The organism is Acinetobacter sp. ANC 4779, from assembly GCF_004331055.1.
Classification (GTDB): Bacteria; Pseudomonadota; Gammaproteobacteria; order Pseudomonadales; family Moraxellaceae; genus Acinetobacter.
In genome coordinates this window covers 43,662-69,671 of sequence record NZ_SJNU01000011.1, presented here as the reverse complement: position 1 = coordinate 69,671, position 26,010 = coordinate 43,662, and the positions used below count along the sequence as shown (strand labels likewise).

Genomic DNA, 26,010 nt, shown 5'->3' with positions numbered 1-26,010 from the left:
ACCTCGTTTATTTCTTAAGATGTTTGTTGTGCGGTGACATATTCCACCACTTCTAAGTTAAAGCCTGAAAGTGCATTGAAACGTAATGGAGAGCTCAGCAGCTTCATTTTTTCAACGCCCAAATCACGTAAAATTTGTGCGCCAACACCAATGGTTTGATATTGCTGTGAAAGGGCAGCATTGGATTTTGTTGGTTTCGGTGCAGTTAAGCTGTCCAGTGCAGGGCCTAAATCTTGTAGGTGGCGTTGACCAATCCAGACCAAGACACCACGATCACTGTGTGCAATTTCTTTCAGGGCACGGTCTAAGTTCCACGCGGGTTCGCCGTCTTGCTTATTGAGTTTAAGTAAGTCACGTGCCGGATTGAAGCCATGGACACGCACAGTCGTCACCCCTTCTTTCGGCTGACCTTTGACCAAAGCTAAATGAATATCTGGGTTACCCAGTTCACGGTAACGGAACAATTCAAAGGTACCGTATTCGGTATCTAGGGTTTGTTGATCAATGCGTTCTACCGTTTGCTCATTGGTCATGCGGTAGTGAATGAGGTCAGCAATCGTACCAATTTTCAAACCATGTTTTTCTGCGAAAACTTCCAGGTCTGGACGGCGCGCCATCGTGCCATCTTCATTAATAATTTCACAAATCACAGAAGCGGGTTCAAGACCTGCTAGACGAGACAAGTCACAACCGGCTTCAGTATGACCGGCACGGTGCAATACCCCACCTGGTTGAGCCATGAGGGGGAAAATATGTCCGGGTTGCACGATGTCTGCAGGTTTTGCATGGGCTGCAACCGCAGTTTGAATTGTATGGGCACGTTCAGCAGGTGAAATACCTGTAGTAATGCCATTCGTCGCTTCAATTGACAAGGTAAAGTTAGTGCCGTGTTGTGCGCCGTTAGCATCCACCATAAGCGGTAGATTTAACTGTTGGCAACGCTCCTTACTCAAAGTCAGGCAGACCAAACCACGTGCATGGGTGATCATAAAGTTGATGTCTTCCGGACGTACGTGTGTCGCCGCAATGACTAAATCACCTTCATTTTCACGATCTTCATCATCCATCAGGATGACCATTTTTCCTGCACGGATATCTGCTACGAGCTCTTCAACGGTATTGAGCGGCATCAACCTTCACCTTCTTTTTGTCTCAAATGACATTTTGCTTGCATTGATTGCTGCATAGTCTAACGTGTTTTGACGTCGTTTGCCTATGCTTATTGATTTCCCTAACTGCCCATTGTTATACACAGTCATAGAAAGCTTGAAAAGAGGACTTTCTTTTAAAAAGCCGTGATTGTGCCCAATTTTTAAGCAGTTAAAATACATAATTCATAACAAGCTTATGCAAAATGGTCAGGATTGGGGATATTTTAAACTGTTATTGCATAAAAAAGCCCCTATCTTTCGATAAGGGCTTTTTAAATTTGGAGCGGAAAAAGAGACTCGAACTCTCGACCCCAACCTTGGCAAGGTTATGCTCTACCAACTGAGCTATTTCCGCAAATTGAGCAGTTTTATAAAAAACTTACACTTAAAAATTTGAGCGGGAAAGGAGACTCGAACTCCCGACCCCAACCTTGGCAAGGTTATGCTCTACCAACTGAGCTATTCCCGCATGCCGTGTATAATACAGTATGCAAAAACAGGGTCAATAACTTTGTGAGAAAACTTGTATCAATTGCATAAAATAAAACCATTTTCCAGGCTTTTGATGATTTTGTAACCAAAAATACTATAAATCAGAAGGGTTGCTTAATAAAACTGTTGAATGATTTAGCGGGTTCAGGGTAAAGATTGAAGCGGAACACGCTATAATCAATCCAGCGCTTAAGTAATTTGGGAGTATTATTATGACTTTAGAACAACAACTGATTCAACGCCTTCAGGAGTTATCTCCGACACATTTAGAAGTGGTAAATGAATCGTCAGGTCATGGCGGTTATTTTCCGGGTAAAGAATCACATTTTAAAGTGATTGTGGTCAGTGATATTTTTCAAGGTTTACGTTTAGTGCAACGTCATCAAAAAATTTATGCTGCTGCGGGTGATTTACTGAGTCCAAGCCGTATTCATGCACTGGCAATTCACGCTTTTGTTCCGTCGGAATGGCAAGGACAAGCCACGCCGAGTCCTGACTGTGCCCATGCACCCAAATCTGAATAAGGGATATTGAACAATGGACATGCAGCTGACTGTTAAAATTATACATATGAGCATTGTGGCATTGCTTATTGGCGTGGTGATTGCTCGGGCTTTTACTCTGTTTGTCGAAGTTCAGGGCAATCAGCCAAATCCTGTAGCACGGAAACTCTTGGTGGCACTTCAACATTTGTCGATGACCTTGATTATATTGACTGGTGTTACATCTTTAGTAATTAAAAACTTTGAAGTGCAGCCATGGTTCTATGCCAAAGTGGTTTTATTTGTGGTTTTGTTTTCATCTTTAATCAAAGCATATAAAAAAGATGACCGTATTTTATTGACACAACGCCGTGCAGGTCTAGCCATTGCTATCGTGGCACTGATTGGGATTATTGGCCTCGTCATCATTAAGCCAAATTTCGGTTGATTGTTAGACATAATTGTTTTTGAAGCAAGGCAGGTAGGTTAAACTGCCAGCAATAAATAAATATAAAGCATAGAGGGCTGCAATGCGGACACGTGTGGTTTTTAATCAAAAAGGTGGGGTGGGCAAGTCAAGTATTGCCGTAAATTTAGCGGCGATCAGTGCACATCAAGGTTTTAAAACTTTACTGATTGATCTCGATCCTCAAGCCAATTCCAGTCAATATGTGTTGGGAGATGATGCAACTTACTCGGTTGATAAACCTGCATTGGAGCCGAATGTTGAAAACTATTTTGAAGAAGTACTGGGTGCTAACCAAAGTAAAGGGCTTTTAGGTAATGCCATTGGTTCTCTTTTAAAGAGCCGCTCCAAAGGTCTGGAAAGCTATGTCCATCAATCACCCTTTAAAAATCTGCATGTGATTCCGGCCAGTCCAACTTTAGGCGCACTGGCACACGCTTTAGAATCGAAACATAAAATTTATAAATTACGCGATGCCTTGCAACAGTTGGCTGGACAATATGACCGGGTTTATATTGATACGCCACCCGCGTTCAACTTCTTTACTTTGTCTGCACTGATTGCCGCAGAGCGGGTGCTGATTCCTTTTGATTGTGATGTCTTCTCAAAACGTGCCTTAAAAACCCTGATTGAAAATGTCATTGAAACCCAAGATGATCATAATGACCGTCTGGAAATTGAAGGGATTATCGTCAATCAGTTTCAGGCTCAGGCAAAATTGCCACGTGAAGTGGTACAGCAACTTAAAGATGAAGGTTTGCCTGTTTTAGACAGTATGTTGCCCCCGTCAATTTTAATGAAAGAATCTCATCTTAAAAATCAGCCTCTCATTTATTTGGCTACCGAACATAAATTGACGCAAGCCTATCAATCATTGTTCAATGAAATTGAACAAAATAAAATTTGAGGTTTCCCATGAAAACAATGTATTTAAGCCTATTACTGGGTAGTACTGTTTTATTAGCTGCATGTGCGACAACCGTCAAACCGACTTATGTATCACCGACGCAATATCAGGCCTTGAACTGTCAGCAATTACAAAGTGAATATAACCGTATCCAGCAATATGTTGACAATGGTGTACAACCTCCTAAACGTAGCGGCGTGGGTGTTGGTGTAGGCGTTGGGGGAGGTTGGGGCAGTCGTGGTGGTTGGGGCATTGGGCCAAGTGTTTCAGTCAACATGGGACAATCTTCAAATACCAAAAAAACTGAATTAGCCCGTTTGTTGGGTGAGCAAGAAGCTGTAGTTCAGGCAGCCCAATTCAAAAATTGTCCGATTATTATTCGTCATAAAGCGCCATAATCTTTCGCATAATCATTCTGTTGTGCATGTTAAATGTACAGCAGGATGATAAAATCTTAGCAAAATGTTTCAAGAAAAAAATATTACTATCAGTTACTTATTAATTTTTAGGGTGAAATTTAGACGCATAAGGTTATGATTTCCTGATCGAAATACTTGTCACTTTTTGTGACTTTCGTATAAGGTGTGCCACTCTTCTAGTGGTGATATCAGGTCTTTATGATTGAGAGTTGGCTTTTTGTGTTGGCAGTGATTGCGGTTCTGATGATTCCGGGTCCAACTAACGCATTACTTGCAAGCTCTGCACACCAACAAGGCATTGCCAAAACCAGTTTATTTATTCCAGCCGAGCTGCTTGGCTATTTTTATGCCATTAATTTATGGGCATTGCTGATTCACTTATGTAGTCCAGTTTGGCCGAACTTTATTCATATTGTGCATTTTTTTAGCGCCCTCTATGTGATTTGGATGGCCTTCCATTTATGGAAAGTTTCCGATTTAGAAACGCATAATCAACGTCACCCTTCTATCCGACCTCGACAACTGTTTTTTTCCACTTTTAAAAATCCGAAAGCCTTGTTATTTGCCACTGGTGTTTTACCGATTGAAACCTGGAACAGTCCAACCAATTTTATCTTGGTATTTGCCGCATTCAGTTTGGTGCTATTGCCTACCGTGGTGTTCTGGATGTCATTTGGAAGCGTTATTTTGGCCGGTCAATCGAAGCAAATAAAAGCCAATCTTTTATATAAAGGATCGGCCATGCTGCTGTTGCTCGGGATGTTGCCTGTGATGATTCGTTTCTTTTAAATTTTACAGCGGTTGCAACACACTCGTTTAATGTGCCTTTTTCAGCCTTTGGCGGATAAAACCAATAATGCCAGGCAGTACACTAATAATAATGATGCCAAAAATCAGATGGGTAAAATTGTCTTTGACAATCGGCATGTTGCCAAATAAATAACCCAAGGTAATAAATGAACCGACCCAGCAGAATGCGCCAATTAGATTATAGGTCAGGAAGAATTTATAATTCATGCTGCCGGCACCGGCAACAAAGGGAGCGAAAGTACGGGCAAAAGGGATAAAACGGGCAAAAATAATGGTTTTACCGCCATGCTTTTCAAAGAATTTTTGTGTATACGCTAAATGTTGTTTGTTAATAAAACGGGATTCCATTTCAAAAACTCGTGGCCCGATAAATTTACCAATATGATAGTTCAGGGTATCGCCCAATACCGCAGCAACAAAAAGTAGGATCACCAGAACGACAGGATCCATTGCCCCAGTTGAAGCCGCTAATGCACCCGCAGCAAACAATAAGCTATCACCCGGTAGAAATGGCATAACCACCAAACCGGTTTCCACAAAAATAATGAGGAAGAGAATGGCATAAATCCAGATGCCATAATTGGTGATAAATTCGAGCAGATGGGTATCGACATGTAAGATAAAATCAAGCAGTTCCATGGGGCTACAGGTAACAAAAATGTGCTGAAATCCTAGCAGTCTGGGACATGAAAGTCAGTATCAGAAAAGAAATTAATTGCTTTTTCATCCTTTCCTTTTTGTCAGGATTTATCTTGCACATTATTTTTTGAATCCCTCTAGAAATAGAAAAACACGCTTAGGATGAACAGGTCATTAAAAAAATTAAAATGTCACCCGATCTTTAATCCCAATATGGCTATAAAAATAAGGTTCTATCCCTATAGCCCGATGCCTTGCTGCGTCTGGTGGCTGCTTTAGATTTAGCCATTTTCCCCTTTATTTTCGGCTTTATTTTTCATGGACAGACACTTCGGATAAATACCCTACATAAAGCTGCGTATAAATTTCCTGAAGGTTGTTTCAATATCATGATTGCTACTGCAATAGCGGAGTCAATCATGAACAAAATATTATTGGCACTGTTTGTTACCGGTTCAATGCTTTCTACAGCACCTGTATGGATACTTAAGGTGATCAGGCCATTATTACTGAAGCTGCTTAAAATATGGTGACTGTTGCACAGGCAAAACAACTTCCCGATAACACTGCGGTCACGCTTTCTGGGGTAATTGTTCGAAAAACCCACGCTCATCCTAATGAACCCATGGATCTAGATGCGGTTAAAAGTGAAAAATTAAAAAGCACTCGAAAAGGGTGCTTTTTTATAATCAAAATATAATGCAATCAATTGAATGCAGACCTTGTGCGAATAGTGTGCTTAATGCGACGAAAAATGATAGAATGCAGCGCTTATTTCGTTTGCCTTACATAGTTGTTTGTCATGACTACCAATACTCAAATCACTGAAGACCGCATCCTGATCTTGGACTTCGGTTCTCAATACAGTCAGCTTATTGCACGTCGTGTACGTGAAGCTGGTGTATATTCTGAAATGTATGCCTATGACATGTCTGAAGAAGACATTCGCGCATTTAATCCAAACGGTATCATCTTGTCTGGTGGTCCTGAAAGTGTTCATGAAGAAGGTAGTCCACGCGCACCTGAAGTTGTATTTAACTTAGGTGTACCTGTATTGGGTATTTGCTATGGCTTGCAAACCATGTCTGAACAACTTGGTGGTAAAGTAGAGCCAGGTACAGTACATGAATTTGGTTATGCTGCGGTTGATGTTTTAGTCCGTGACCAGCTTCTTGGCGATTTGGACGATGGCGAAAACAAACTGAATGTTTGGATGAGTCATGGCGATAAAGTCAGTGCTATTCCAGAAGGTTTTTCTGTAACTGCAAGCACGCCAAGCTGTCCATTTGCAGCGGTAAGCGATCAAAAACGTCGTTTTTACGGTGTCCAGTTCCATCCAGAAGTGACTCATACTGCAAAAGGCGCAGAGTTATTATCTAACTTTGTACACAGCATTTGCGGATGTCGTAATCTTTGGAACTCTGAAAATATTATCGACCTGCGTGTTGAACAATTACGTGCTCAAATCGGCGATCAAAAAGTATTGCTTGGTCTGTCAGGTGGCGTAGATTCATCTGTAGTCGCTGCACTTTTACACCGTGCGATTGGCGACCAATTGACTTGCGTATTTGTAGACAACGGTTTGCTTCGTTTGAACGAAGGCGAGCAAGTGATGGACATGTTTGCTAAAAACATGGGTATTCGCGTAATTCGTGCAGATGCTGAAGAGCGTTTCTTAACTGCACTTGCCGGTGAAGTTGATCCTGAGAAAAAACGTAAAATTATTGGCCGTGAATTCATTGAAGTCTTTGCTGAAGAAGCACGTGCTTTAGATGGCGTGAACTTCCTTGCTCAAGGTACGATTTACCCAGACGTAATCGAATCTGCTGCGACTAAAAACGGTAAAGCGCACGTGATTAAATCCCACCACAACGTGGGTGGTTTGCCAGAAGATTTAGCATTTGAATTGGTTGAGCCAATTCGTGACTTGTTTAAAGATGAAGTACGTCGTTTAGGAACCACTTTAGGTTTGCCACACGAAATGCTTTACCGTCATCCATTCCCGGGTCCAGGTTTGGGCGTGCGTATTTTGGGTGAAGTGAAAAAAGAATATGCGGACATCCTTCGTTTAGCGGATGACATTTTCATGCAAGAACTTCATGCCAGCGGTTGGTATGATAAAACTGCTCAGGCATTTGCTGTATTCCAACCAGTTAAATCTGTGGGTGTAGTCGGTGATGGTCGTCGTTATGCATGGGTGATTGCGCTTCGTGCGGTAGAAACGGTTGACTTTATGACAGCACGTTTCGCTCATCTTCCATATGAATTGGTAGATAAAATTTCGACCCGTATCATGAACGAAATTAAAGATGTTTCACGTGTAGTTTATGACGTGTCATCTAAGCCACCAGCAACGATTGAATGGGAGTGATTTAGGGCTTTCAGGAAGCTCTTGCTTTCTGCCTAAATTACGCTAAGCGCTATGCGCGCGGCAGTGAAGAAAATTATTCGAAAAAAGAGCGCTTAGGCGCTCTTTTTTTATTCTATAATTTTTGAAAATTAAATACTTAATGAGAAAATAAATGGCATTGCCTACTTACGATCAACTCATGTTGCCATTGATGAAACTTTTAGCTGAACAAAATAAGCCAATAAAAATTTCAGATATAGTCGATTTATTAGCAGCGAGTTCTAATCTGTGAGATAAAGAATTAGGTCAATCACTTCCAAGTGGTAAAAATATATTTAAAGATCGAGTCGCGTGGCAAAAAAATATTTGGTAAAAGCAGGTCTAGTACAACAACCTAAAAGAGCATTTTGTGAGATTAGTGATTTAGGTAAGACAATTGATTTAAATGGTTTGAACTCGATGACGAATGATTTTCTATCTCAGTTTGACAGTTTTCAGGATTTTAAATTCAGTAGATCAAATAAAGTTGAAATAGAAAATAGCTTAGTTAGTAATGACGAAGGGCATCAAAAAAAATACCAAGAAACGCAAACACCTGAATAAACGATTCAAAATACAACTAATCTTTTAACATTAAATTTAAAAAATGATTTACTTAAATTTATAAAAGAGAACTCTCCATCTTTTTTTGAAAGATTAGTTGTCGATTTACTCGTTGCCATGGGATATGGCGGATCACATCAAGATGCAGCACAAGCGATTGGTAAAACCAACGATGGTGGTATCGATGGGGTGATTAGTGAAGATCGTCTAGGGCTAGATAAAATTTATATTCAAGCCAAGCGTTGGGAAAATACAGTCGGGCGTCCTGATATTCAGCAATTCAAAGGTGCCTTGGCGGATCAAGTCGCGAAGAAAGGCGTTTTTATAACGACATCAAATTTTAGTAAAGAAGCGATTGAATCAGCTAAAAAATCTGGAATTGTCTTAATTGATGGCGATAAACTCACGTCACTGATGATCGAATTTGGATTGGGTGTTCAAGTTGAACGAAGTTTTCATATTTATAAAATCGACCAAGACCGTTTTGATGAAGAAACTTTTTAGCGATTCATTTTAATTATTCACAGGTATAAATCGCCACCTGATTGCGACCATTTTTCTTGGCTTGGTACAGCGCAATATCGGCATTTTTAATCAGTAAACTCAAATCATTTTGATTTGGTTGTAATTGGGACACCCCAATCGAGACACTAAAATTTAAAAACAACTTATCTTTAATACAGATTTGATGACTTTCAATGGTTCGACACAAGCGATTCGCAATTGCGACCGCATCCTCCAAGGTGGTATTCGGCAGTAACGCAATAAACTCCTCTCCGCCAAAACGTGCTAACACATCGGTGTATCGCATTTCTTTACGCGCAAGTTCAGCAAGCACTCGAAGGACTTCATCACCTATATCATGTCCATAGCTGTCATTAATGTTTTTGAAAAAGTCGATATCCAGCATCAATAAACAGGCTAAATTATATTTTGGCCACTTCTGAATGGTTTGTTCAGCAACCTGCAAAAACTGGCGACGATTATTGAGTTGAGTTAACTCATCGGTATGTGCCAGTTCAGTTAGGGCATAGTAATTCCAGTCATTTAATAGCACCCGTAAAAAATTACGTTTTGAATTTAAAGTGTTATTCCAGCTGATATACATGCTGAGTAATAAAACAGGAGCATAGATGAGCGAAAATAAAACAATTTTTTCTAAGCTGATCAGCTGAAATACACCATAAAAAATGACCGCACTAATCAGCAAAGAAGTGAAGATTGAATTTCGAAAGGAGACTTGTACACATAAATTGCCCAATAAAATAAAAATTACAGAAGCATATATATATGTTGGCACAAGTGCGCTATGTGACAAAATCAGCAGACCTAGCCACAGTGCAGCCGCTGCTGCGACGTATAGGGGAAGCAAGCTATCTAGAATTTTAATATTTTTGCAGTAACGAAAGGCAAGCCAGTTAATTATGATTGCACAGAGCACAAGAATGAGCCGTGAAATACCGGAAAGCATGCCAATTTCAGGAATCAGCAACCAGTCTATAAAGAAATAACTTAAGAATGTAATCTGGCCAATAAAATTAACGCATTTTAAAAATTGTCGTTGGTGTGTATTTTGATAGTCCAAGTAGTATGGTTGAAATTGATCTGGAATACGGGTGGTGGGAGCTTGCAATTCCTGTTCTATCGATTTTCTATTTTCAACTGTACACAGCTGCTTGGGTAAAATATAAGCAGTTTCATGATGTGAATTTTTGTCCTCATTCGTTCCAATCTGATGAGGATTTTTATCATTGTTGTTATAAGAATTTTCTTGATCTCCGCTCAACATGGAGATACCCCTTTCTGTGTGGGATTCGTAAAGCAAGAATAATAGGGACAGGAAGGGATTTTGTATACAGCTTAAACAATCAATGGGGCAGACAATTGTGACAAAATTTTATTTATGTATAAAATTCATATGAATAGGAGATGAATAGAGGAGCAAATGAAAAATGAAGGGCTTGTTTTATTAAGGAAAATTTCAAAACTAATATTGTCCTATACATGATATTCAGCATATTAATTTGGCTATAGGCTGAATCAGTAAGAGCCTATATGATCATATGAATAAGTCAGACATTAAAAACAGTCTAGTCCTTACAATTCAGGATAAAAATATGACCAATAGCAACTATACAGAGCTTTCTGATTCAGACGATTGTGAAAAATACGTAAATCAATTTATTCAGGAATTTCCTTTGCGGAGCGCGGAAATTGGACAGGGCACCGTGATTAAACGTGCTTTACCCAGCCGCCATAAACGCTTAATTGGCGCATGGTGTTTTTTGGATCATGCCGGTCCCGTGACGTTTCCGCAAGGCGATGGCTTGGATGTTGGACCGCATCCACATATCGGCTTGCAGACCTTCACCTGGATGATTGAAGGCACCATGATGCATACCGACAGTCTGGGCACGAAACAGTTGATTCGCCCAAAGCAGGTCAATTTGATGACGGCAGGTTATGGTATTTCACATACTGAAGTTGCACCAGAAACTGAAACTCATATGCATGCTGCACAGCTCTGGATTGCGTTGCCAGATGATCAAATGAATATGGCACCCTGTTTTGAGCATTATCCAGAACTTCCAGTGGTAGAAAAAGATCAGGTCGAATTTACCGTATTGGTCGGTGAGTTTTTAAACACCAAATCACCGGTAGCCGTGCATACAGAATTACTTGGGGTGGATTTAACAGCAAAAGAATCAACCACCACCCGAATTAAACTTAATCCAAAATTTGAATACGGTTTCATGGCGTTGGATGGCGCTGCTGTCGTAAATGGTCATGAACTGACTGAAGACAATATGGTCGTTCTGGAGCCGGGCGTGGCCCAAATTGAAATCCAGCTGCATAAGGGCAGTCGTATTCTGCTATTGGGTGGTGAACCTTTTGAGTCGCCAATATTACTCTGGTGGAACTTTGTTGGTCGTACTCAGCAAGAACTTTGCCAGGCGCGTGACCACTGGATTGAACAACATGCACGTTTTGGCAAGATCGCTGATTATCCGGGACCACGCTTGGAAGCCCCGGCGTTTCCGGATCAAATGCGTGCCTCCAAATAAAGATAAAATTTAAAATAAAGCTAATATTTAGGAATCATTACCCTCATGGCCATTATTGCAAATGCAGAAGTACATAGCCGGGCTGAACCCTGGTCAGGCGAGATCAAAAGTGGCACACACCAGTTTATGACTGATAAACCCGAATATTTTGGTGGGCAAGATCAAGGGCCTGCACCTTACGATTTGATTTGTTCGGGTCTGATTGCCTGTACCATGATTACGCTACGCATGTATGCCAGTCATAAAGGCATAGAATTGGGCGAATTTTCTGTTGAAGCCGATTTTAATGCCAATAAAGAAGGCAAAGAATGGATTGAACGGCGTTTGTCTTTTGCGCATTCCTTATCGGATGAGCTTAAACAAAAGGTTTTAGACATCAGCAGTAAAACACCGGTGACCAAAACCTTGTTGCGTAGCCTAGAGATTCATACTGTACTGATTTAATTTGATCAACAGTTCTAAATGACATTTTATGTAAAGCAGGATGTCATTTTTTTAGCGCTGTGCGTATAGTCAGAGCAGAAAAAATAGAGGTCAAAATAATGATTACATTGCACCATTTGGATCAATCACGTTCTTTTCGAATTTTATGGGCCTTAGAGGAACTGGCCCTGAATTATCAGGTCAAGTTTTATAAACGCTTGCCGACTTTTGCTGCACCGCCTGAATTAAAACTGATTCATCCTTTAGCCAAAGCGCCGGTGTTGACCGATGCCGATCAAACCATTGCCGAATCTGCGGTGATTTTGCAATATCTGCAAGAAACCTATGATCAAAAGCGGCAATTTAAACAGCAGAATAAAAAAGATCAGCAGCAATACCGCTATTGGATGCATTATGCAGAAGGTTCATTGATGCCTTTACTGGTGATGCAATTGGTGATGAATAATGTACCGCAACAGGTACCCTGGCTGGTAAGGCCGGTGGCGAAAAAAATTACAGCAGGAGTGAAGGCCGGATTTATTCAACCGCGTTTAAAAGATCATATTAGCTATCTGGAAGATTATTTGGCGAAGCATGAATATGTAGCAGGTGAATTTTCTTTTGCCGATATTCAGATGGGCTTTCCACTTGAGGCGATTCAGACAAGAACATCAGGGTCATATCCTTATATCGCGGCCTATGTAAAACGTTTGGCGGAGCGTCCGGCTTATCAGCGCGCAAAGTTTAAAGAACAGAACCTGGTTTAGATTGAGTCAGATGTACTGTACCTCTAACTCATGTAGTAGAGACGTTCTTTCGGGAAGATCACTTTAAAGGTTGAGCCTTTATTTTCTTTCGATTCAATTTCTAAATGTGCGCCGTGTTGCATGAGTACGTGTTTGACAATGGCCAGTCCTAAACCGGTTCCGCCGGTTTGACGGCTACGCGCACTATCGACACGATAGAAACGCTCGGTTAAACGCGGCAAATGTTTGGGGTCAATCCCGATGCCGGTATCTTCAACCGTAAAGATGCCGTGCTCGCCATCATCATGCCAACCCATGGTAATGGTTCCGCCTTTAGGCGTGTATTTAATGGCATTGGTAATCAGGTTGCTGAAGGCGCTGGCCAGTTCGGTATCTGAACCAATCAGGTCGCAATGACTGTCGATATCTAAATTCAAGGTGTGGTGATAATCAACGTTATAGGCTTGAGCATCATCAAACAGCTGGTTCATCAGGCTTGGCATTTCAATAATCTGATTCTTGGCAATCTGCTTGTTGCTTTCTAAACGAGACAGCAGCAATAAGTCATTGACCAAGGCATTCATACGTCTGGTTTGTGCCTGCATCTGGTCAAAAGCACGTTTCCAGCGCGGATTTAAATCTTCCTGATCGGTAAAGGTTTCAATATAGCCACTGAGTACGGTCAGAGGTGTACGCAGTTCATGGGAAATATTGTCGACAAAGTCTTTACGCATTTGTTCCAGATTATGCATACGGGTGACATCATAAGCCACCAATAAACGACTTTCGCCACCAAAACGGGTCATTTTGACTTGTACATAATGATCTTCAAAGGCGGAAGATTTCATTTTTAAGCCATCAGGCGCCTCGTCAATATGGTTGAAATATTCAATGAAATTTGGCTGTCGCAGCAGGGTTAAGATATTACGCCCCCGATCTAAAGGCTGTATTCCCAATAATTTTTCCGCTGCGGGATTCCACCATTCAATCTGGTGTAATTCATCAATCAAAACTACCGCTTCGGCCAGTGCAACCAGTGAAGATTGAGCGCGATCAATTAAGCCGACCATTTCTGCTTGTACAATACGTTCTTGGCGCTGTGCGCGATAAACATTAAACAGTAATGCCCCCCAAATCCCATCTAAATTGGGTGGGACATCGTAAGGGCGATTGGAAATCCATTCATTGACCAAATATAGGGAACGTAATTGAAAAGCAAAAAATATCGCAAAAGCGATAAAAATAAAAATCCAGAAATACCCCATCCCGATACCCATTAAACCTGCAATCAGCAGTAAAAAGGCAAGTAAACGTAAATCTTGCTTGGCAAAATTCCATAAACTGCTGTAGCGGAACCGTTTATGTTCTCGTGCTAGTTCCGGGATGGGATAGGGTTCATACATAAAACGCGATTTACCTAAAAAAACGACTAACCTAAAGCGACATCTGCGCGGGTAGAAAAACGGTAACCTGTGCCACGAACGGTTTGTATATAGCGGTCTACCCCAAAAGGTTCCAGCACTTTACGTAAACGGCGAATATGCACGTCAATGGTCCGGTCTTCAATATATACGTTACCACCCCACACCTGATCCAGCAATTGAGCACGAGTATAGGCACGTTCGGGATGAGTCATGAAGAATGCCAATAAACGATATTCTGTAGGGCCCATCTCTAAAATATTATCACCGAAACTGACGCGCTGGCTGACCGGATCAAGTATCAGACCGTTGGCATCAATGGTTTTTTCACCACTCAAGGCATTGGCGCGACGCAATACCGCTTTAATACGTGACACCAGTTCCCGGGTCGAGAACGGTTTGGTCATATAGTCATCTGCACCGGCATCGAGACCTTGTACTTTATGGTCTTCTTCACCGCGTGCAGTCAGCATAATCACCGGAATTTCATTTAAGCTTTCGTCGCGTTTTAAGCGGCGGCACAGGTCAACCCCGCTAATACCCCCCGGTAACATCCAATCTAATAAAATAAGCGCAGGACGTTGATCCACGATCATTTGGTGGGCTTGTTTGGCATCTTCTGCCTGTAAGCATTGAAAGCCTGCCATGTCTAAAGAGGTGTGAATCATCTCTCGAATGGGAAGTTCGTCATCGACGATTAATATATAGTCATCTTTCACAACGCAATATCCTATTTGATGTTAACGGTGAACCGTTTTGTATTTATGACAGGCTTATTACAAAGATTAATTATGACAGTATCATTGCAGAAAGGGGCTATCTGCCAATTTTCGCAAAGAAATGTGACAATTTTTATATTTCAAAATGAATAAATTAAAATAAATCAGTTATATAAATATAATGAATTCAAAGCTTTGTATGTATTTTAAACTCAAGCCTAAGATAAACTTTCTTTTTTCACTATTTTGTCTTTTTCTGAAAAAGTATCCAGCAGTGACAGGAAAACAATACTGCAAGCCGATAAAACCTCTTGCATCGACTGTTTAAAACCACTGACTACCCAGCGAATGGCAATTTGCGTGACATAACCATTTAGCCCGGTTGCAACCAAAGAAATTTCACGTTCAGAACGGTCAATATGGGGCATCATTAACATGACAAAGGCATGAATCATACGGTCAAAACGCAACATGGTTTCATGAATGGTGGCTTGATTATGCAGTTCTTGCACCAGCATGGCATCGATATAAATAATCCGTGCCATACGTGGATTCTCTTTTAAAGTGGTCAGCAATGCGGTTAAGCCGGATTCAATCATTTTTCGCGGATCGGTGGATGCCTGCATGATGGCTTGCATGACATTGTGCTGCAATTGGTCAATCAATTTTAAAAAAATGGTTTGAAAAAGTTCATCACTTTTTTTAAAAGATTCATAGAAATAACGTTCGGTCAATTTGGCTTCATTACAAATATCTTTTACCGTCACTGCAAAAAAACCATGTGTACCATAGGCTTCAATACCGGCTTCAATCAGCTTTTCACGACGTAGCTGTTTACGCTCAGTTAAAGACAAACCTTTAAATTGACGTTCTTTGGTTTTTGACGGCTTATTTTGTTTTTCTTCAAGATTTTCGTATGCTTCAGTCATAAATGTGGTGTGCCGAATTAAATCTAGGTTTTGCCTTATATTAACAATAATTTACTCGTAGACCTATGCTGCAAATGACCAGATGCACTTTGATCTTACAATTGATCATATATTATATTGACAATACGTATTGTCAAAATTATATTGGATCAATGAACTGTACCTCATCAACAGAAAAACAATCGAGATGTTTAGGTGAATGGTGCAGAAAAAACTGGATAAGGATGTGTCATGAAAAATTTTAAAAATAAAGTTGCGGCAATTACCGGTGCAGGTTCAGGGATTGGCCAGCAATTGGCGGTTCTGTTGGCAAAGCAAGGTTGTCATTTGTCCTTAAGTGATGTGAATGAGCAAGGTTTGGCGCAAACAGTCGAACTGGTTAAAGACAGTCATGTACGGGTAACCACCAAGAAGCTGGACGTGGCTGACCGTGATGGCATGAAAGAATGGGCTGCAGATACCGTGCAAAATCATGGTTCAGTCAACATGATTTTTAACAATGCCGGGGTTGCACTGGGTTCAACCGTTGAAGGGGCAAGTTACGAAGAACTGGAATGGATTGTCAATATTAACTTCTGGGGCGTAGTTTACGGCACTAAAGAGTTTTTGCCTTTAATCAAGAAATCGGGTGAGGGGCATGTCATCAATATTTCCAGTCTGTTTGGTTTAACGGCTCAACCGACCCAGTCTGCGTATAATGCCACCAAGTTTGCGGTACGTGGTTTTACCGAATCCTTGCGTCAGGAACTGGATATGGAAAACTGTGGCGTGAGTGCGCTATGCGTTCACCCAGGCGGGATTCGGACCAATATTGCCAATGCGGCAAAAATGAATGACAGCATTCGAAGCTTAGGCATGCATCCGGAACGATCAGCTAAAGCCTTTAATAAATTATTGCGCTGTCCACCTGAAGAAGCAGCCCGTCAAATTATTGAAGCGGTGCAAAAAGATAAACGCCGTTTATTGATTGGTAATGATGCCAAAGCGGTTGATTTGATGCAGCGTATTTTGCCGAGCGGTTATCAGCGTGTTATTGCATTGGCAACAAAACTAGGCAATAAGAACAAGAAATCGGCTTAAAACATAGATATTAAAACCCGCGCATAGCGGGTTTTTTTATGCCTGAAATGTCCCAAAACTGGCTAAAACAGGATTTAAGTCTAAAAAGCACTTATATCTAAAAATAAGAAATAAAAATACAGAAACGAGCTGAATTTAAATAAGCAAGTGTTGAAATATCAACAGATATACCGCGTTAAAACCAACAGGCTTAGTTGAAATAAAATTGATAAATTTATTTAAAACAATAACTTAATTAGTTGGCATGGTTGTTGCGAAATAAGAATCACAGAACAATGAAAATTAGAGGAATAGCCATGACCAGTTTACAAGCTTTAAAAGCCAGAAATTCCCGTTCAGCGGAAGTGAAAGCAGAGCTGGATTATCCAGTGATTGATACGGATATTCATACCAATGAATTCAGTCCATTGCTCGAAGACTATATTGCGCAATATGGTGGCGCGAAAATAGTTGACACCTTTCGTGAACATTTAAACAGTAATGGTTTAAATGTACTGGCTGCAGAATGGTATCGTGCAACGCCACAAGAGCGTCAAGACAAGCGTCTATTCCGTCCACCATTTTGGGCTTCACCTACACAAAACTCTTATGATTTGGCAACGGTGTCTTTACCGGGTTTATTATATGAACGTCTAGAAGAGCAAGGAACAGATTATGCGGTGCTTTACCCAAATATTTCTTTGTTTCCAATTAACTCAAGCAATGATGATTTACGCCGTAGCTTAACGCGCGCAATTAACCATTATCATGCGGATATTTATCGTCCTTATGCCGACCGTTTAACGCCAGTGGCTGCTATTCCCTTAAATACCCCAGAAGAAGGGATTGAGGAATTACAACATGCAGTGAGTTTGGGCTTAAAGACAGCGCTTATTCCGGGTTCGATTCGCCGTCCGGTAAAATCGATCGCTGAAAAATACCCAGATGATGCAGAACTACGTCGCTATGCCTATTGGTTAGATTTTTTTGGCATCGATAGCGCACATGATTACGACCCGTTCTGGCAAAAGAGTATTGATCTTGGGGCTAATCTCTCGACCCATTCAGGCAGTCAAAGTTGGGTGGCCCGTAATTCACCAACCAACTACATGTTTAACCACATTAACCATTTTGCGGATGCATCTGAAGGATTGGCGAAAGCATTATTTTTTGGTGGCGTGACCGAGCGGTTCCCCCAATTGCGTATCGCACTTTTAGAAGCGGGTGCAGCTTGGGGCGCCAATGTATTGACGCATTTGGTTGACCGTTTTGAAAAACGCGGTAATGAGCATATTCAGCAATATAACCCTGCAAATGTTGATCGTGAATTGGTGCTGAGTTTGTATCGCCAATATGGTCAAGAGCTATTCCGTGGCCGTGACTATAGCGATGATGAAATTCTTGAGCATATTTTTGGCATTATTTTGCCGTCCCATTACCGTGAGCAAAATCCGCAAGATATTAATGACTTTGCTTTAGCTAAAGTACAAAACAAACAAGATATTTTTGACCGTTGGGTACCAAACTTCTACTTCGGTAACGAAGCTAATGACCGCACTATTGTTGGCGCATTGCATCCTCAAGCAACACCATTTAATCAAAAAATAAATGCTTTATTTTCATCAGATTCAGGTCATTGGGATGTACCAGAGCTGACTGAACCTTTGGCTGAAACTTGGGCTTTAGTCAAAGAAGGTGCGATTACTGAAGCTGACTTTAAAGCCTTGGTATTTGATAACCCTTACCGTTTTTATACCGCAAACAATCCTGATTTCTTCAAAGGCACGCAAGTGGAAGAAAAACTGAAGAACAAACAGGCCGCATAACCCGTATTTCCCACGCCCTACATTTACCCCCAAGTCCTTGGCTTGGGGTTGGGGCAGCTTTGCGCTTTGGGGCACAAAAAAGAAGTGAATTGAGAATATGAAAAAATCATCGTTAAACCTTGCAGTAGCATTAATTTTATCTGCAACCAGCCAAGTGAGTTTTGCCGGCGACGCTGACTTACAACAGCAGTTGAGCAGTTTGAAACAACAAATTGAAACCCTGCAACAGCGCTTAAATGCTGTTGAAGCACAACCTCCAGTCAAAGCGGCTGTCGTTGTACCCGTGAATGACAGTGTAAAAAGTTATAACCGCGAAGATACTAATGGCTCTGAATTGGCTGCTGTTCCAACACCGGCAACATCAGATGATATTGAAGGTTTACGTGCCGATGTAGAAAACTATAAATATGATCAGTCGCGTCAGTACGAACGCCAAACAGTAAAGTCAGCGCGTGATACGACTTTGTTTGGTACAGTTCAATTGCGTGCCAATGTGCAAGACAACAACACTGCGCCCAATACGCCAAAATCAACCTTTGATGTCGGTACAGCATTAATTGGGGTGCGCGGTAACTTATTTAAAGATTATAACGAAGGTAAAAACCTCGATTACCAAGCCTCTTTTGGATATTCAAAACGTAACGATGGCAGCAATAACAGCAACTTTAACTTGCTTGATGCTTACTTGCGTTATCACGTGCTGTCGACCAATGGCGGCGCAGAAATTTCTAAGCTGAATCTGACATTAGGTCAGCAACTGCTGCCTTTTGGTCTGGATGTCCAGTCACCTGAGGATTTACGTCCAACCATTAGCACTGCAACCGCACCCACTTATTTGGGTTTATTTACCCGTCAAAATGGTTTTATTGTTCGTGGCGATGCAAAACCTTTTGTTGATTATGGCTCAAATTATCGTGCACCGTTATTTGAATATGCGATTGGTGTAACCAATGGTAATGGTAGCAACAAAACCGATGACAATAACGGCAAAGACTATATCGGGCGTGTGGCATTCACTTTACCTGTCGACTATGCAAGTTGGTTACGTGAATTCAAAGTCGGTGCGTCTTATATCAAAGGCGAAGCAAAATTATCCGGCTCAGGTATTACTGACAACAAAGCAAAACGTGATCGCCTTGGTTTTGACGTGTATTACAACCACGCACCGTTTGGCGTGACCTATGAATATCTGCAAGGCAAGACTGATTACATCAATACGACTGCGCCTGCGGTTAAAGAAGCCAAAGCAGAAGGGCATACTTTTACCGCCTTTTATACTTTGGGTGACCAGTTCTATAACAGTATTAAATCCAATGCCAAATTTGACGATTTCTGGCCGAAATCGATTCAAGGTTACTACCGTTACGACAGTTATAACCCAAATAAAAATCAAAAAGATTATCTCGATAGCGCAAGTGGCCGTATTGGTGAATACGACATTCATTCACTAGGTTTAAACCTGTTTTTTGCCCAGACCACCAAATTTCAGTTACAGCTCAATCATTACATCTATGACATTGAGGCTGCGGCACAGAAAGACACCAATGAACTGCAAGCGCAATTCCAATACACATTTTAATTCAATCATTTAATTCAATAGGATCGTTAAATATGAAACTTTTTTCTAAAAAAATAGCCGCAACATTCCTGGCCTTATCGGCACTGGGACTCAGCTTGCAACTGCATGCAGCCAATCCCAAAGAAATCCGCATTTCTATGTCAGGTGCGGGTGAAGGTGGGAAGCCTAAAACAGGGGGTAGCTTTGTCGCTTCAGCGCATTTACGCGGTGTATTAGAGCAAGAATTTAAGAAAGATGGTATTGCTGTGAAGTGGTTATTCTTCCCAGGTGCAGGCCCTGCAACCAATGAAGGTTTAGCCAACGGTAAAGTCGATTTTGCTTTACATGGTGACTTACCTTCATTGGTGGGTCGTTCTACTGGACTTAAAACTAAGGTTCTATTTTCGACTGGGCGTTTTGGTCCAACCTATGTGGTGGTTCCTGCTGGATCAAGTGCTAAGTCTTTTGCAGATTTAAAAGGTAAAAAGTTTTCAATCTTTAAAGGTACAAACCAACAAATCGTGTTTAACCGTGTCTTGGCTAAATATGGCTTTACCGAACGTGATCTACGTGTCATTTCCCAAGATGCTTACTCTGCTCGTACATCTCTAGCAACAGGTGATATTGATGCCGCGATTACTTCACCATTTAGTTTGGTTTCACGTGGAGTCGCAAAAACTTTACTTGAGATTAAGGATCCAAAAGTTGCCCCGATTGCACATTTTTGGGTAACCGAAAGTTTTGAAAAACAATATCCAGAAGTGACACAACGTGTCGTCACTACACTGATCAAACAAGCACAGTGGAGTTCAGAAGAAGCCAACCGTGTGGCGCAATATAAGCTCTGGTCACAAAGCGGTACTCCATTGGTTGACTATCAAAAAACCTGGGATGGCTGGAACCTCAAAGATCGCAACACTCCATTACTGGATGAATTTCACCGTTCACAAATCGACAGCGCTTTAAAAATTGCCAAAGATGCAAAACTTATCCGCCGTGATGTCGATACCAAGACCTGGTACGAACCGAAGTATTTAAACAATGCTTTAAAAGAACTGAATTTGCAGAACTATTGGCGTCAATTTAATGCCAATGGCCAGCCTAAATAATTCAGGAATGTGGTCATGAATCCGATTGAAAGCAACGTCGTCGCTAGCCCTTTAACCGCGAAATTCATGGGCAGTTTTGTGCTGCTGACGATTATTGCAGGTCTTGGAGTGGGTGTTGCCCGTATCTTGATTTCATTGTACGCCGTGCAACTTGAAGCGACTGAGCTTCAGCTTGGATTGATTGCTGCAGCACAAAGTGTCGGTATCTTGTTTATGGCGCTGCCGATTGGTGTTTTGGTGCAGCGCCTCGGTTCATTGAAAGTTTTTAGTATGGGCAGTGTGATTGGTGCAGGTTTATATACCCTGACACCGCTGCAAGAAAGTGCATGGTATTTACTCATTGTGACGGCATTGGTGAGCTTTGTTTTACCGATGCGCTTTGTCTCGATTAATACGGTTTTCCTGAGCAACTTAAAACGCCTCGGGCCAGCCAAAGCAGGTTGGTTCCGTGGTTCACACATGATGGGTTTTTTCCTGATCGCACCTGCCTTAACAGTTTTACTGATTCAGCATTTTGGTTATAGCGGCAGTTTTTACTGTGTGGCGTTTTTGTTTTTGGGCACACTGATCTTTGCGCCATTTTGCTTTCAGCAGATTCATCAGACCGCAGCCAATGCACCAAGTTTTCAATGGCGTGACGTGGTGGCACCACTGGCATTACTCAAAATCCATACAGCACTGCGTATGGTCTGTGCCTTAGAGTTTTTAAGCAGTGTGGCGAATAATTATTTTGGTTTTTTTATTGTCGTTATCGCCATTCAAAGTTTTTCACTGTCTGAATCCATAGCGGTGATGCTGCTCACCACACAAGGTATCGTGTTTGTCGGTTCCTTATTCACACTCGGCGGTTTGGCCGAACTGATTGGCTATGCCAAGTTTTACTGGATTGGACTGAGCTTGATTAGCAGCGCATTACTCATTTTGGCCCTTACCCCAGTGACGTTTTGGATGTGGCCGGCATCGCTGATGTTGGGACTTGGTTTGGGCATGTTGCACATTGCCAATTTTATGTCCTTTGCCAAAGTGGGTGAGCAAACCGCCATGGCAAAAATCTCACCGATCTTGGCCTTGGTGGGTCCTGCTGGTGGTTTGTTTGGTGGCTTTTTAGGTGCAGCATTTGGCGCCAGTCTGGGCTTACAAAATCTATTTTTACCGATTGGTCTGGCGTTTATTGGACTGATTTTAGTGATCTCTCGTGATCAGGCATTTATCTCCTTTTTAAAACCTGATGATTCACAACAACTCGCAGAAGGACAAGAATCATGAGCCTTACGAATGTAACCGCACATTCGGTACAGTGGCAAAGTTACCGTAGTGCATTTGAATTTTTTAAGAAGTACCTAAAAGTAACCTTGCAATTGGCTTGTGGTCTGCTGCTACCGGTGTTGTTGCTGGGTGTGTGGTATGTGGCAACGCTCAAACAGTGGTTGCCGGAACAGATTTTGCCAGCACCGCAGTTGGTGTGGAGTACAACGGTTGAACTGTGGCAGTCGGGCGATTTGCAATTTCACTTTTTGATCAGTGCCAAACGTATTTTATGGAGTGTGTCTTTAGGTGTCAGTATTGGTGTGAGCCTTGGGATTTGGTTTGCGTTGTCACAACGCGCGCAGCGTTTTGTCTTGCCGAGTATTCATTTGCTGATGCAATTTCCGATTATTGGCTGGATTCCACTGCTGATGATTTTTTTGGGCATTGATGAAGCCTTGAAAATTGTTGCGATCTCGCTTGCGGTGCTTTCTCCAGTATTGATTGCGACCTTTAAAGGCATTCAACAAGTGCCAAATCGATTGCTTGAAGTGGCGCAGGTCTATCAATTTTCCAAATTCCAAAGCTTTTCCAAAGTAATTTTACCGGCAAGCCTGCCTGCGATTATCAGTGGTTTGCGCCAAGGCGTGATGCAAGCCTGGTTAGCTTTGGTGTTTGTTGAACTTCTTGCAAGCAGTGAAGGGATTGGTTTTCTGATGGTGTGGGGACGTCAACTCATGCAGATGGATATTATTTTCATGGGCATTATTTTAATTGGTGTGACGGGTTTTGTTCTGGACAGCGTATTGGCTGCCTTTGAACGCCTGGCTCGTTTTTACGCAACGCGAGTAGGGGCTTAATCATGTCAGAACTCAGTCTTGAAAAATCAGCAATCAGCGTAAATTCAGGTTTTGAAAAAAGTCTTAAAGTGCTGCAAGCCTTGATTTTACCGATTGCCTTTATTGCACTTTGGGCAGTGGCTTCAGCTTTACAGTGGCTCGATCCGAAACTGATTCCATCGCCATTAACCGTGTTGAGCGGTGCAATCCAGAGTTTTAGCCAAGCTGAATTCTGGCAAGGTTTTGTGGCAAGTCTAAGCCGTAATTTTACCGGTTATGTCATTGGCGCAAGCTTGGGGGTGGCTTTTGGTGTGGCACTCGGTACTACGCGTTGGGTCAGCTGGATTTTTGCGCCCAGCTTTAATGTATTACGCCAAGTATCGCTGTTTGCCTGGCTGCCGTTGATCTCGACCTTTTTAGGTTATGGCAACGGCGCAAAAATTCTATTTATTGCCTTATCGGTATTTTATCCCGTAGCCTTGCATAGTTTAGAGGGCGTAAGTAGCATCAGCGCGAAATACAGTGAAGTCGCAAGAGTCTATCAATTTCCAAAACTGTATACCTACCGCAAACTGATTTTACCGGCAGCTAGTCCACAGATTTTTGTTGGTCTACAACTGGGCCTAATTTTCGCCTGGCTGGCAACCGTAGGCTCAGAATTTTTATTGGCCAATTACGGTGTTGGTCTCGGTAACTTGGTGATTCGTGGTCGCGAACAGTTCAATGTGTCTTTGATCATTTTAGGCATGCTGAGCATTGGTATTGTCGGGGTGATTTTAAACAGCATCCTTGCCCGTATAGAACGAAAAATACTGCGCTGGCAGCAGCGTAGCTAGGAGAAATAACAATGAAAATACTTCCTAAATTTTGGCAAAAAGCGGTCTTGGCTGCAGTGATGGGTGCAAGTGTGGTTGCTGGCTGTAGCACGCAGCAGGTCGATAAAAATCCTACAGCAGAAGTCACCCATTTACGCTACCAAAGTTACCCAGGTTTGGTGTCGCTACCTGAACTGGCGCAAGACTTGGGCTACCTGGGCAAAATTAAACTGGATTACGTCGGCACAGTACAAGGCGGCCCACAAGACTTACTGACTTTGGTTTCAGGTGATGTCGATTTTGCTTCAGCCTTTAATGGCGCCGTGGTGAAAGTCATTGCCGCAGGTTTGGATGTTGTGCCTGTGGTTGCCTCGTATGGCAGTGATGAAGAGATGAATGCCGGTTTCTATGTGCTGGAAAATAGCAAAATTCGTGGCGCACTTGATTTTATTGGTAAAAAAGTCGCGGTGAATGCCTTTGGCGCACATTACGAATTTATCGTCAAAGATTATTTATTACGTCATGGTTTAACTGAAAAAGAGATTCGTGATGTTGAGCTGATTGTGCTGCCACCGGTGAGTGCCGAGCAAGCCTTGCGTAATGGACAAATTGATATTGCCGTGTTCTCGGGAATTCTGGAAAAACGTGCATTGAAGAGTGGGGGTGTACGTCCAGTGTTTAAAGATATTGAGCTATATGGGCCATTTACTGCGGGTAGTTATTCAATGCGCAAAGACTTTATTGCCCAACACCCTGATGCCGCAAAAACCTTTGTCAGCGCTGTGGCACGTGCGCAGGAGTGGCTACACAACACGCCAAAAGCGCAAATTGTGGCGCGTATGGAAGGCATTATTGATAAACGCCAACGTAATGAAACCAAAGTATTGATTCCGTATTACACGGGAACCGGTGTACATGCGGTGGGCGGCGTACAAAAAACTCAAGACTTCGAGCCATGGGTCAATGCCTTGGTGCAAGAGCAAAAACTTAAACCTAATCAATTGAATGTCAACACGCTCTACAGCAATGAATTCAACCCTTATGCAACGCTCAAGAATTAAGATTAGAAAGGAATACAACAATGACCAGTGCCTTAAATTTAGATCACGTGCGTAAGGTATTTCCTGCGCAAAATCATCCCAATAGCAAAAATTACAAACCCGAATTCGTGGCAGTTGAAAATATCACTCTAGATATTCAGCACGGTGAGTTTGTTTCGATTGTCGGTCCTAGTGGTTGCGGTAAATCGACTTTGCTGGATCTGATTGCCGGTCTGACCAAACCCTCTTCGGGGCAGATTTTGCTCAGTGGCAAGCAAATTACCCAACCCGGTTTAGATCGCGGCATTGTGTTTCAGCAATACGCGCTGTATCCATGGCTGACCGCTTTAGAAAATATTGAATTTGGTTTAGAGGCCAAAGGTGTAAACAAAAGAACACGCCGTGAAAAAGCCCAGTATTACCTGCAATTGGTCGGGCTTTCAGGCTTTGAAAAGCATTATCCGACTGAGCTTTCAGGGGGGATGAAACAGCGGGTGGCGATTGCGCGCAGTCTGGCGTATGAACCTGAAATTTTATTGATGGATGAGCCGTTTGCCGCACTGGATGCGCAGACCCGTGAAACCTTGCAAGAAGAGCTGATCAAGATTTGGCAATCGTCTAAAAAGACCATTGTTTTCATCACGCATAGTATTGATGAAGCGATTTTTCTCAGTCAACGCGTGGCAATTATGACCTCTAGACCGGGACGGATTAAGGAAATTATCGACATTCCAGCCAGTCTGAAAGCCAAAGGTGAGGACATCCGTTCAACGGCTGAATACGGCAAAATTCGTCATCAAATTTGGTCGCAGCTTAGCGAAGAAGTGATTAAGGCGCAGGCACTCGAAAAAGACAAACAGCTTGCTCACGCATAAATAAATGAGAGGAATATTCATC

25 protein-coding genes, 2 tRNA genes and 1 pseudogene are annotated in these 26,010 nt (G+C 42.0%); 20 read left to right on the top strand and 8 right to left on the bottom strand.

Translation table 11 applies throughout. The features are described 5' to 3' along the window. Positions 1-14: 14 nt before the first annotated feature. The 3 genes from ribBA to E0H80_RS12785 form a co-directional block, all read right to left on the bottom strand. Entirely contained in the window at positions 15-1,130 is a 1,116-nt protein-coding gene (gene ribBA / locus E0H80_RS12795) for a bifunctional 3,4-dihydroxy-2-butanone-4-phosphate synthase/GTP cyclohydrolase II (protein WP_067864692.1), read from the bottom strand. Between the two features lie 300 nt (positions 1,131-1,430). Beyond that, positions 1,431-1,506 (bottom strand) — tRNA-Gly (locus E0H80_RS12790). Positions 1,507-1,547: 41 nt separating this feature from the next. Beyond that, positions 1,548-1,620 (bottom strand) — tRNA-Gly (locus tag E0H80_RS12785). A gap of 235 nt (positions 1,621-1,855) precedes the next feature. Here E0H80_RS12785 and E0H80_RS12780 point away from each other — a divergent pair. The 5 genes from E0H80_RS12780 to E0H80_RS12760 all read left to right on the top strand — a co-directional run bounded on the left by E0H80_RS12780 (position 1,856) and on the right by E0H80_RS12760 (position 4,706). Next, positions 1,856-2,167: a BolA family protein gene (locus E0H80_RS12780; protein ID WP_131366395.1), complete on the top strand. Its 312-nt coding sequence runs from the start codon at positions 1,856-1,858 to the stop codon at positions 2,165-2,167. Positions 2,168-2,180: 13 nt separating this feature from the next. Continuing rightward, positions 2,181-2,573 (top strand): SirB2 family protein, encoded by a 393-nt coding sequence (locus E0H80_RS12775; protein WP_131366393.1) that lies wholly within the window; start codon positions 2,181-2,183, stop codon positions 2,571-2,573. Positions 2,574-2,655: 82 nt separating this feature from the next. After that, positions 2,656-3,498: a ParA family protein gene (locus E0H80_RS12770; protein ID WP_131366391.1), complete on the top strand. Its 843-nt coding sequence runs from the start codon at positions 2,656-2,658 to the stop codon at positions 3,496-3,498. 8 nt (positions 3,499-3,506) lie between these two features. Further along, positions 3,507-3,896, top strand: coding sequence for a hypothetical protein (locus tag E0H80_RS12765; RefSeq protein WP_131366389.1), 390 nt, complete (start codon positions 3,507-3,509; stop codon positions 3,894-3,896). A gap of 219 nt (positions 3,897-4,115) precedes the next feature. Next, positions 4,116-4,706 (top strand): LysE family translocator, encoded by a 591-nt coding sequence (locus E0H80_RS12760; protein WP_131366387.1) that lies wholly within the window; start codon positions 4,116-4,118, stop codon positions 4,704-4,706. Positions 4,707-4,733: 27 nt separating this feature from the next. On the opposite strand, the gene E0H80_RS12755 is transcribed toward E0H80_RS12760, so the two are convergent. Continuing rightward, entirely contained in the window at positions 4,734-5,366 is a 633-nt protein-coding gene (locus tag E0H80_RS12755; RefSeq protein WP_131366385.1) for a DedA family protein, read from the bottom strand. A gap of 266 nt (positions 5,367-5,632) precedes the next feature. On the opposite strand from E0H80_RS12755, the gene E0H80_RS12750 reads away from it, so the two are divergent. The 3 genes and pseudogenes from E0H80_RS12750 (at position 5,633) to E0H80_RS12740 (ending at position 8,823) form a co-directional block, all read left to right on the top strand. Then, on the top strand, positions 5,633-5,899 hold the full coding sequence (locus tag E0H80_RS12750) for a hypothetical protein (protein ID WP_131366383.1): 267 nt from the start codon (positions 5,633-5,635) through the stop codon (positions 5,897-5,899). A 269-nt stretch (positions 5,900-6,168) separates the two neighbouring features. Beyond that, on the top strand, positions 6,169-7,737 hold the full coding sequence (gene guaA / locus E0H80_RS12745; protein ID WP_067864669.1) for a glutamine-hydrolyzing GMP synthase: 1,569 nt from the start codon (positions 6,169-6,171) through the stop codon (positions 7,735-7,737). 310 nt (positions 7,738-8,047) lie between these two features. Then, a pseudogene (locus E0H80_RS12740) lies at positions 8,048-8,823 on the top strand (restriction endonuclease). Positions 8,824-8,836: 13 nt separating this feature from the next. On the opposite strand, the gene E0H80_RS12735 reads toward E0H80_RS12740, so the two are convergent. Then, positions 8,837-10,108 (bottom strand): GGDEF domain-containing protein, encoded by a 1,272-nt coding sequence (locus E0H80_RS12735; protein ID WP_131366381.1) that lies wholly within the window; start codon positions 10,106-10,108, stop codon positions 8,837-8,839. Between the two features lie 328 nt (positions 10,109-10,436). Between E0H80_RS12735 and E0H80_RS12730 the strand changes: the two genes are divergently transcribed. The 3 genes from E0H80_RS12730 (at position 10,437) to E0H80_RS12720 (ending at position 12,574) form a co-directional block, all read left to right on the top strand. Continuing rightward, a complete protein-coding gene (locus E0H80_RS12730) occupies positions 10,437-11,384 on the top strand; it encodes a pirin family protein (protein ID WP_131366379.1) in 948 nt (315 codons plus the stop codon). A gap of 45 nt (positions 11,385-11,429) precedes the next feature. Further along, positions 11,430-11,828, top strand: a complete 399-nt coding sequence (locus E0H80_RS12725) for an OsmC family protein (protein ID WP_131366377.1) — start codon at positions 11,430-11,432, stop codon at positions 11,826-11,828. A 98-nt stretch (positions 11,829-11,926) separates the two neighbouring features. Further along, entirely contained in the window at positions 11,927-12,574 is a 648-nt protein-coding gene (locus E0H80_RS12720) for a glutathione S-transferase (protein WP_131366375.1), read from the top strand. 23 nt (positions 12,575-12,597) lie between these two features. Here E0H80_RS12720 and phoR read toward each other — a convergent pair whose 3' ends face one another. The 3 genes from phoR to E0H80_RS12705 form a co-directional block, all read right to left on the bottom strand. Continuing rightward, complete coding sequence (phoR, locus tag E0H80_RS12715) at positions 12,598-13,956, bottom strand: phosphate regulon sensor histidine kinase PhoR (protein ID WP_131366373.1); 1,359 nt, start codon at positions 13,954-13,956, stop codon at positions 12,598-12,600. Positions 13,957-13,982: 26 nt separating this feature from the next. Beyond that, positions 13,983-14,693, bottom strand: coding sequence for a phosphate regulon transcriptional regulator PhoB (gene phoB / locus E0H80_RS12710; protein ID WP_067864648.1), 711 nt, complete (start codon positions 14,691-14,693; stop codon positions 13,983-13,985). Between the two features lie 218 nt (positions 14,694-14,911). Beyond that, positions 14,912-15,622 carry a TetR/AcrR family transcriptional regulator gene (locus E0H80_RS12705; protein WP_131366371.1) on the bottom strand — a complete coding sequence of 237 codons (711 nt, stop codon included), beginning with the start codon at positions 15,620-15,622 and terminating at the stop codon, positions 14,912-14,914. Between the two features lie 231 nt (positions 15,623-15,853). Between E0H80_RS12705 and E0H80_RS12700 the strand changes: the two genes are divergently transcribed. The 9 genes from E0H80_RS12700 to E0H80_RS12660 all read left to right on the top strand — a co-directional run bounded on the left by E0H80_RS12700 (position 15,854) and on the right by E0H80_RS12660 (position 25,988). Beyond that, positions 15,854-16,702, top strand: a complete 849-nt coding sequence (locus E0H80_RS12700; RefSeq protein ID WP_067864642.1) for an SDR family NAD(P)-dependent oxidoreductase — start codon at positions 15,854-15,856, stop codon at positions 16,700-16,702. Positions 16,703-16,998: 296 nt separating this feature from the next. Continuing rightward, positions 16,999-18,507 (top strand): amidohydrolase family protein, encoded by a 1,509-nt coding sequence (locus E0H80_RS12695; protein ID WP_131366369.1) that lies wholly within the window; start codon positions 16,999-17,001, stop codon positions 18,505-18,507. 97 nt (positions 18,508-18,604) lie between these two features. After that, positions 18,605-20,086 (top strand): DUF3138 domain-containing protein, encoded by a 1,482-nt coding sequence (locus E0H80_RS12690; protein ID WP_131366367.1) that lies wholly within the window; start codon positions 18,605-18,607, stop codon positions 20,084-20,086. 32 nt (positions 20,087-20,118) lie between these two features. Then, positions 20,119-21,174 carry an ABC transporter substrate-binding protein gene (locus E0H80_RS12685; protein ID WP_131366365.1) on the top strand — a complete coding sequence of 352 codons (1,056 nt, stop codon included), beginning with the start codon at positions 20,119-20,121 and terminating at the stop codon, positions 21,172-21,174. Positions 21,175-21,189: 15 nt separating this feature from the next. Continuing rightward, the gene (locus tag E0H80_RS12680) at positions 21,190-22,440 is read left to right on the top strand and encodes an MFS transporter (protein ID WP_131366363.1); all 1,251 of its coding nucleotides are present in this window, start codon (positions 21,190-21,192) and stop codon (positions 22,438-22,440) included. Then, positions 22,437-23,279 (top strand): ABC transporter permease, encoded by an 843-nt coding sequence (locus tag E0H80_RS12675; RefSeq protein ID WP_131366361.1) that lies wholly within the window; start codon positions 22,437-22,439, stop codon positions 23,277-23,279. The genes E0H80_RS12680 and E0H80_RS12675 overlap by 4 nt, the downstream gene beginning before the upstream one ends. A 2-nt stretch (positions 23,280-23,281) precedes the next feature. Next, positions 23,282-24,094 carry an ABC transporter permease gene (locus tag E0H80_RS12670; RefSeq protein ID WP_131366359.1) on the top strand — a complete coding sequence of 271 codons (813 nt, stop codon included), beginning with the start codon at positions 23,282-23,284 and terminating at the stop codon, positions 24,092-24,094. Between the two features lie 11 nt (positions 24,095-24,105). Next, positions 24,106-25,134: an ABC transporter substrate-binding protein gene (locus E0H80_RS12665; RefSeq protein ID WP_131366357.1), complete on the top strand. Its 1,029-nt coding sequence runs from the start codon at positions 24,106-24,108 to the stop codon at positions 25,132-25,134. 20 nt (positions 25,135-25,154) lie between these two features. Beyond that, on the top strand, positions 25,155-25,988 hold the full coding sequence (locus E0H80_RS12660; RefSeq protein ID WP_131366355.1) for an ABC transporter ATP-binding protein: 834 nt from the start codon (positions 25,155-25,157) through the stop codon (positions 25,986-25,988). The last annotated feature ends 22 nt before the right edge of the window (positions 25,989-26,010 follow it).

Bases quoted from the DNA above. Each gene is read 5' to 3' on its own strand.
- ribBA (WP_067864692.1), bottom strand. From the start codon at position 1,130: ATGCCGCTCAATACCGTTGAAGAGCTCGTAGCAGATATCCGTGCAGGA.
- E0H80_RS12780 (WP_131366395.1), top strand. From the start codon at position 1,856: ATGACTTTAGAACAACAACTGATTCAACGCCTTCAGGAGTTATCTCCG.
- E0H80_RS12775 (WP_131366393.1), top strand. From the start codon at position 2,181: ATGGACATGCAGCTGACTGTTAAAATTATACATATGAGCATTGTGGCA.
- E0H80_RS12770 (WP_131366391.1), top strand. From the start codon at position 2,656: ATGCGGACACGTGTGGTTTTTAATCAAAAAGGTGGGGTGGGCAAGTCA.
- E0H80_RS12765 (WP_131366389.1), top strand. From the start codon at position 3,507: ATGAAAACAATGTATTTAAGCCTATTACTGGGTAGTACTGTTTTATTA.
- E0H80_RS12760 (WP_131366387.1), top strand. From the start codon at position 4,116: ATGATTGAGAGTTGGCTTTTTGTGTTGGCAGTGATTGCGGTTCTGATG.
- E0H80_RS12755 (WP_131366385.1), bottom strand. From the start codon at position 5,366: ATGGAACTGCTTGATTTTATCTTACATGTCGATACCCATCTGCTCGAA.
- guaA (WP_067864669.1), top strand. From the start codon at position 6,169: ATGACTACCAATACTCAAATCACTGAAGACCGCATCCTGATCTTGGAC.
- E0H80_RS12735 (WP_131366381.1), bottom strand. From the start codon at position 10,108: ATGTTGAGCGGAGATCAAGAAAATTCTTATAACAACAATGATAAAAAT.
- E0H80_RS12730 (WP_131366379.1), top strand. From the start codon at position 10,437: ATGACCAATAGCAACTATACAGAGCTTTCTGATTCAGACGATTGTGAA.
- E0H80_RS12725 (WP_131366377.1), top strand. From the start codon at position 11,430: ATGGCCATTATTGCAAATGCAGAAGTACATAGCCGGGCTGAACCCTGG.
- E0H80_RS12720 (WP_131366375.1), top strand. From the start codon at position 11,927: ATGATTACATTGCACCATTTGGATCAATCACGTTCTTTTCGAATTTTA.
- phoR (WP_131366373.1), bottom strand. From the start codon at position 13,956: ATGTATGAACCCTATCCCATCCCGGAACTAGCACGAGAACATAAACGG.
- E0H80_RS12705 (WP_131366371.1), bottom strand. From the start codon at position 15,622: ATGACTGAAGCATACGAAAATCTTGAAGAAAAACAAAATAAGCCGTCA.
- E0H80_RS12700 (WP_067864642.1), top strand. From the start codon at position 15,854: ATGAAAAATTTTAAAAATAAAGTTGCGGCAATTACCGGTGCAGGTTCA.
- E0H80_RS12695 (WP_131366369.1), top strand. From the start codon at position 16,999: ATGACCAGTTTACAAGCTTTAAAAGCCAGAAATTCCCGTTCAGCGGAA.
- E0H80_RS12690 (WP_131366367.1), top strand. From the start codon at position 18,605: ATGAAAAAATCATCGTTAAACCTTGCAGTAGCATTAATTTTATCTGCA.
- E0H80_RS12685 (WP_131366365.1), top strand. From the start codon at position 20,119: ATGAAACTTTTTTCTAAAAAAATAGCCGCAACATTCCTGGCCTTATCG.
- E0H80_RS12680 (WP_131366363.1), top strand. From the start codon at position 21,190: ATGAATCCGATTGAAAGCAACGTCGTCGCTAGCCCTTTAACCGCGAAA.
- E0H80_RS12675 (WP_131366361.1), top strand. From the start codon at position 22,437: ATGAGCCTTACGAATGTAACCGCACATTCGGTACAGTGGCAAAGTTAC.
- E0H80_RS12670 (WP_131366359.1), top strand. From the start codon at position 23,282: ATGTCAGAACTCAGTCTTGAAAAATCAGCAATCAGCGTAAATTCAGGT.
- E0H80_RS12665 (WP_131366357.1), top strand. From the start codon at position 24,106: ATGAAAATACTTCCTAAATTTTGGCAAAAAGCGGTCTTGGCTGCAGTG.
- E0H80_RS12660 (WP_131366355.1), top strand. From the start codon at position 25,155: ATGACCAGTGCCTTAAATTTAGATCACGTGCGTAAGGTATTTCCTGCG.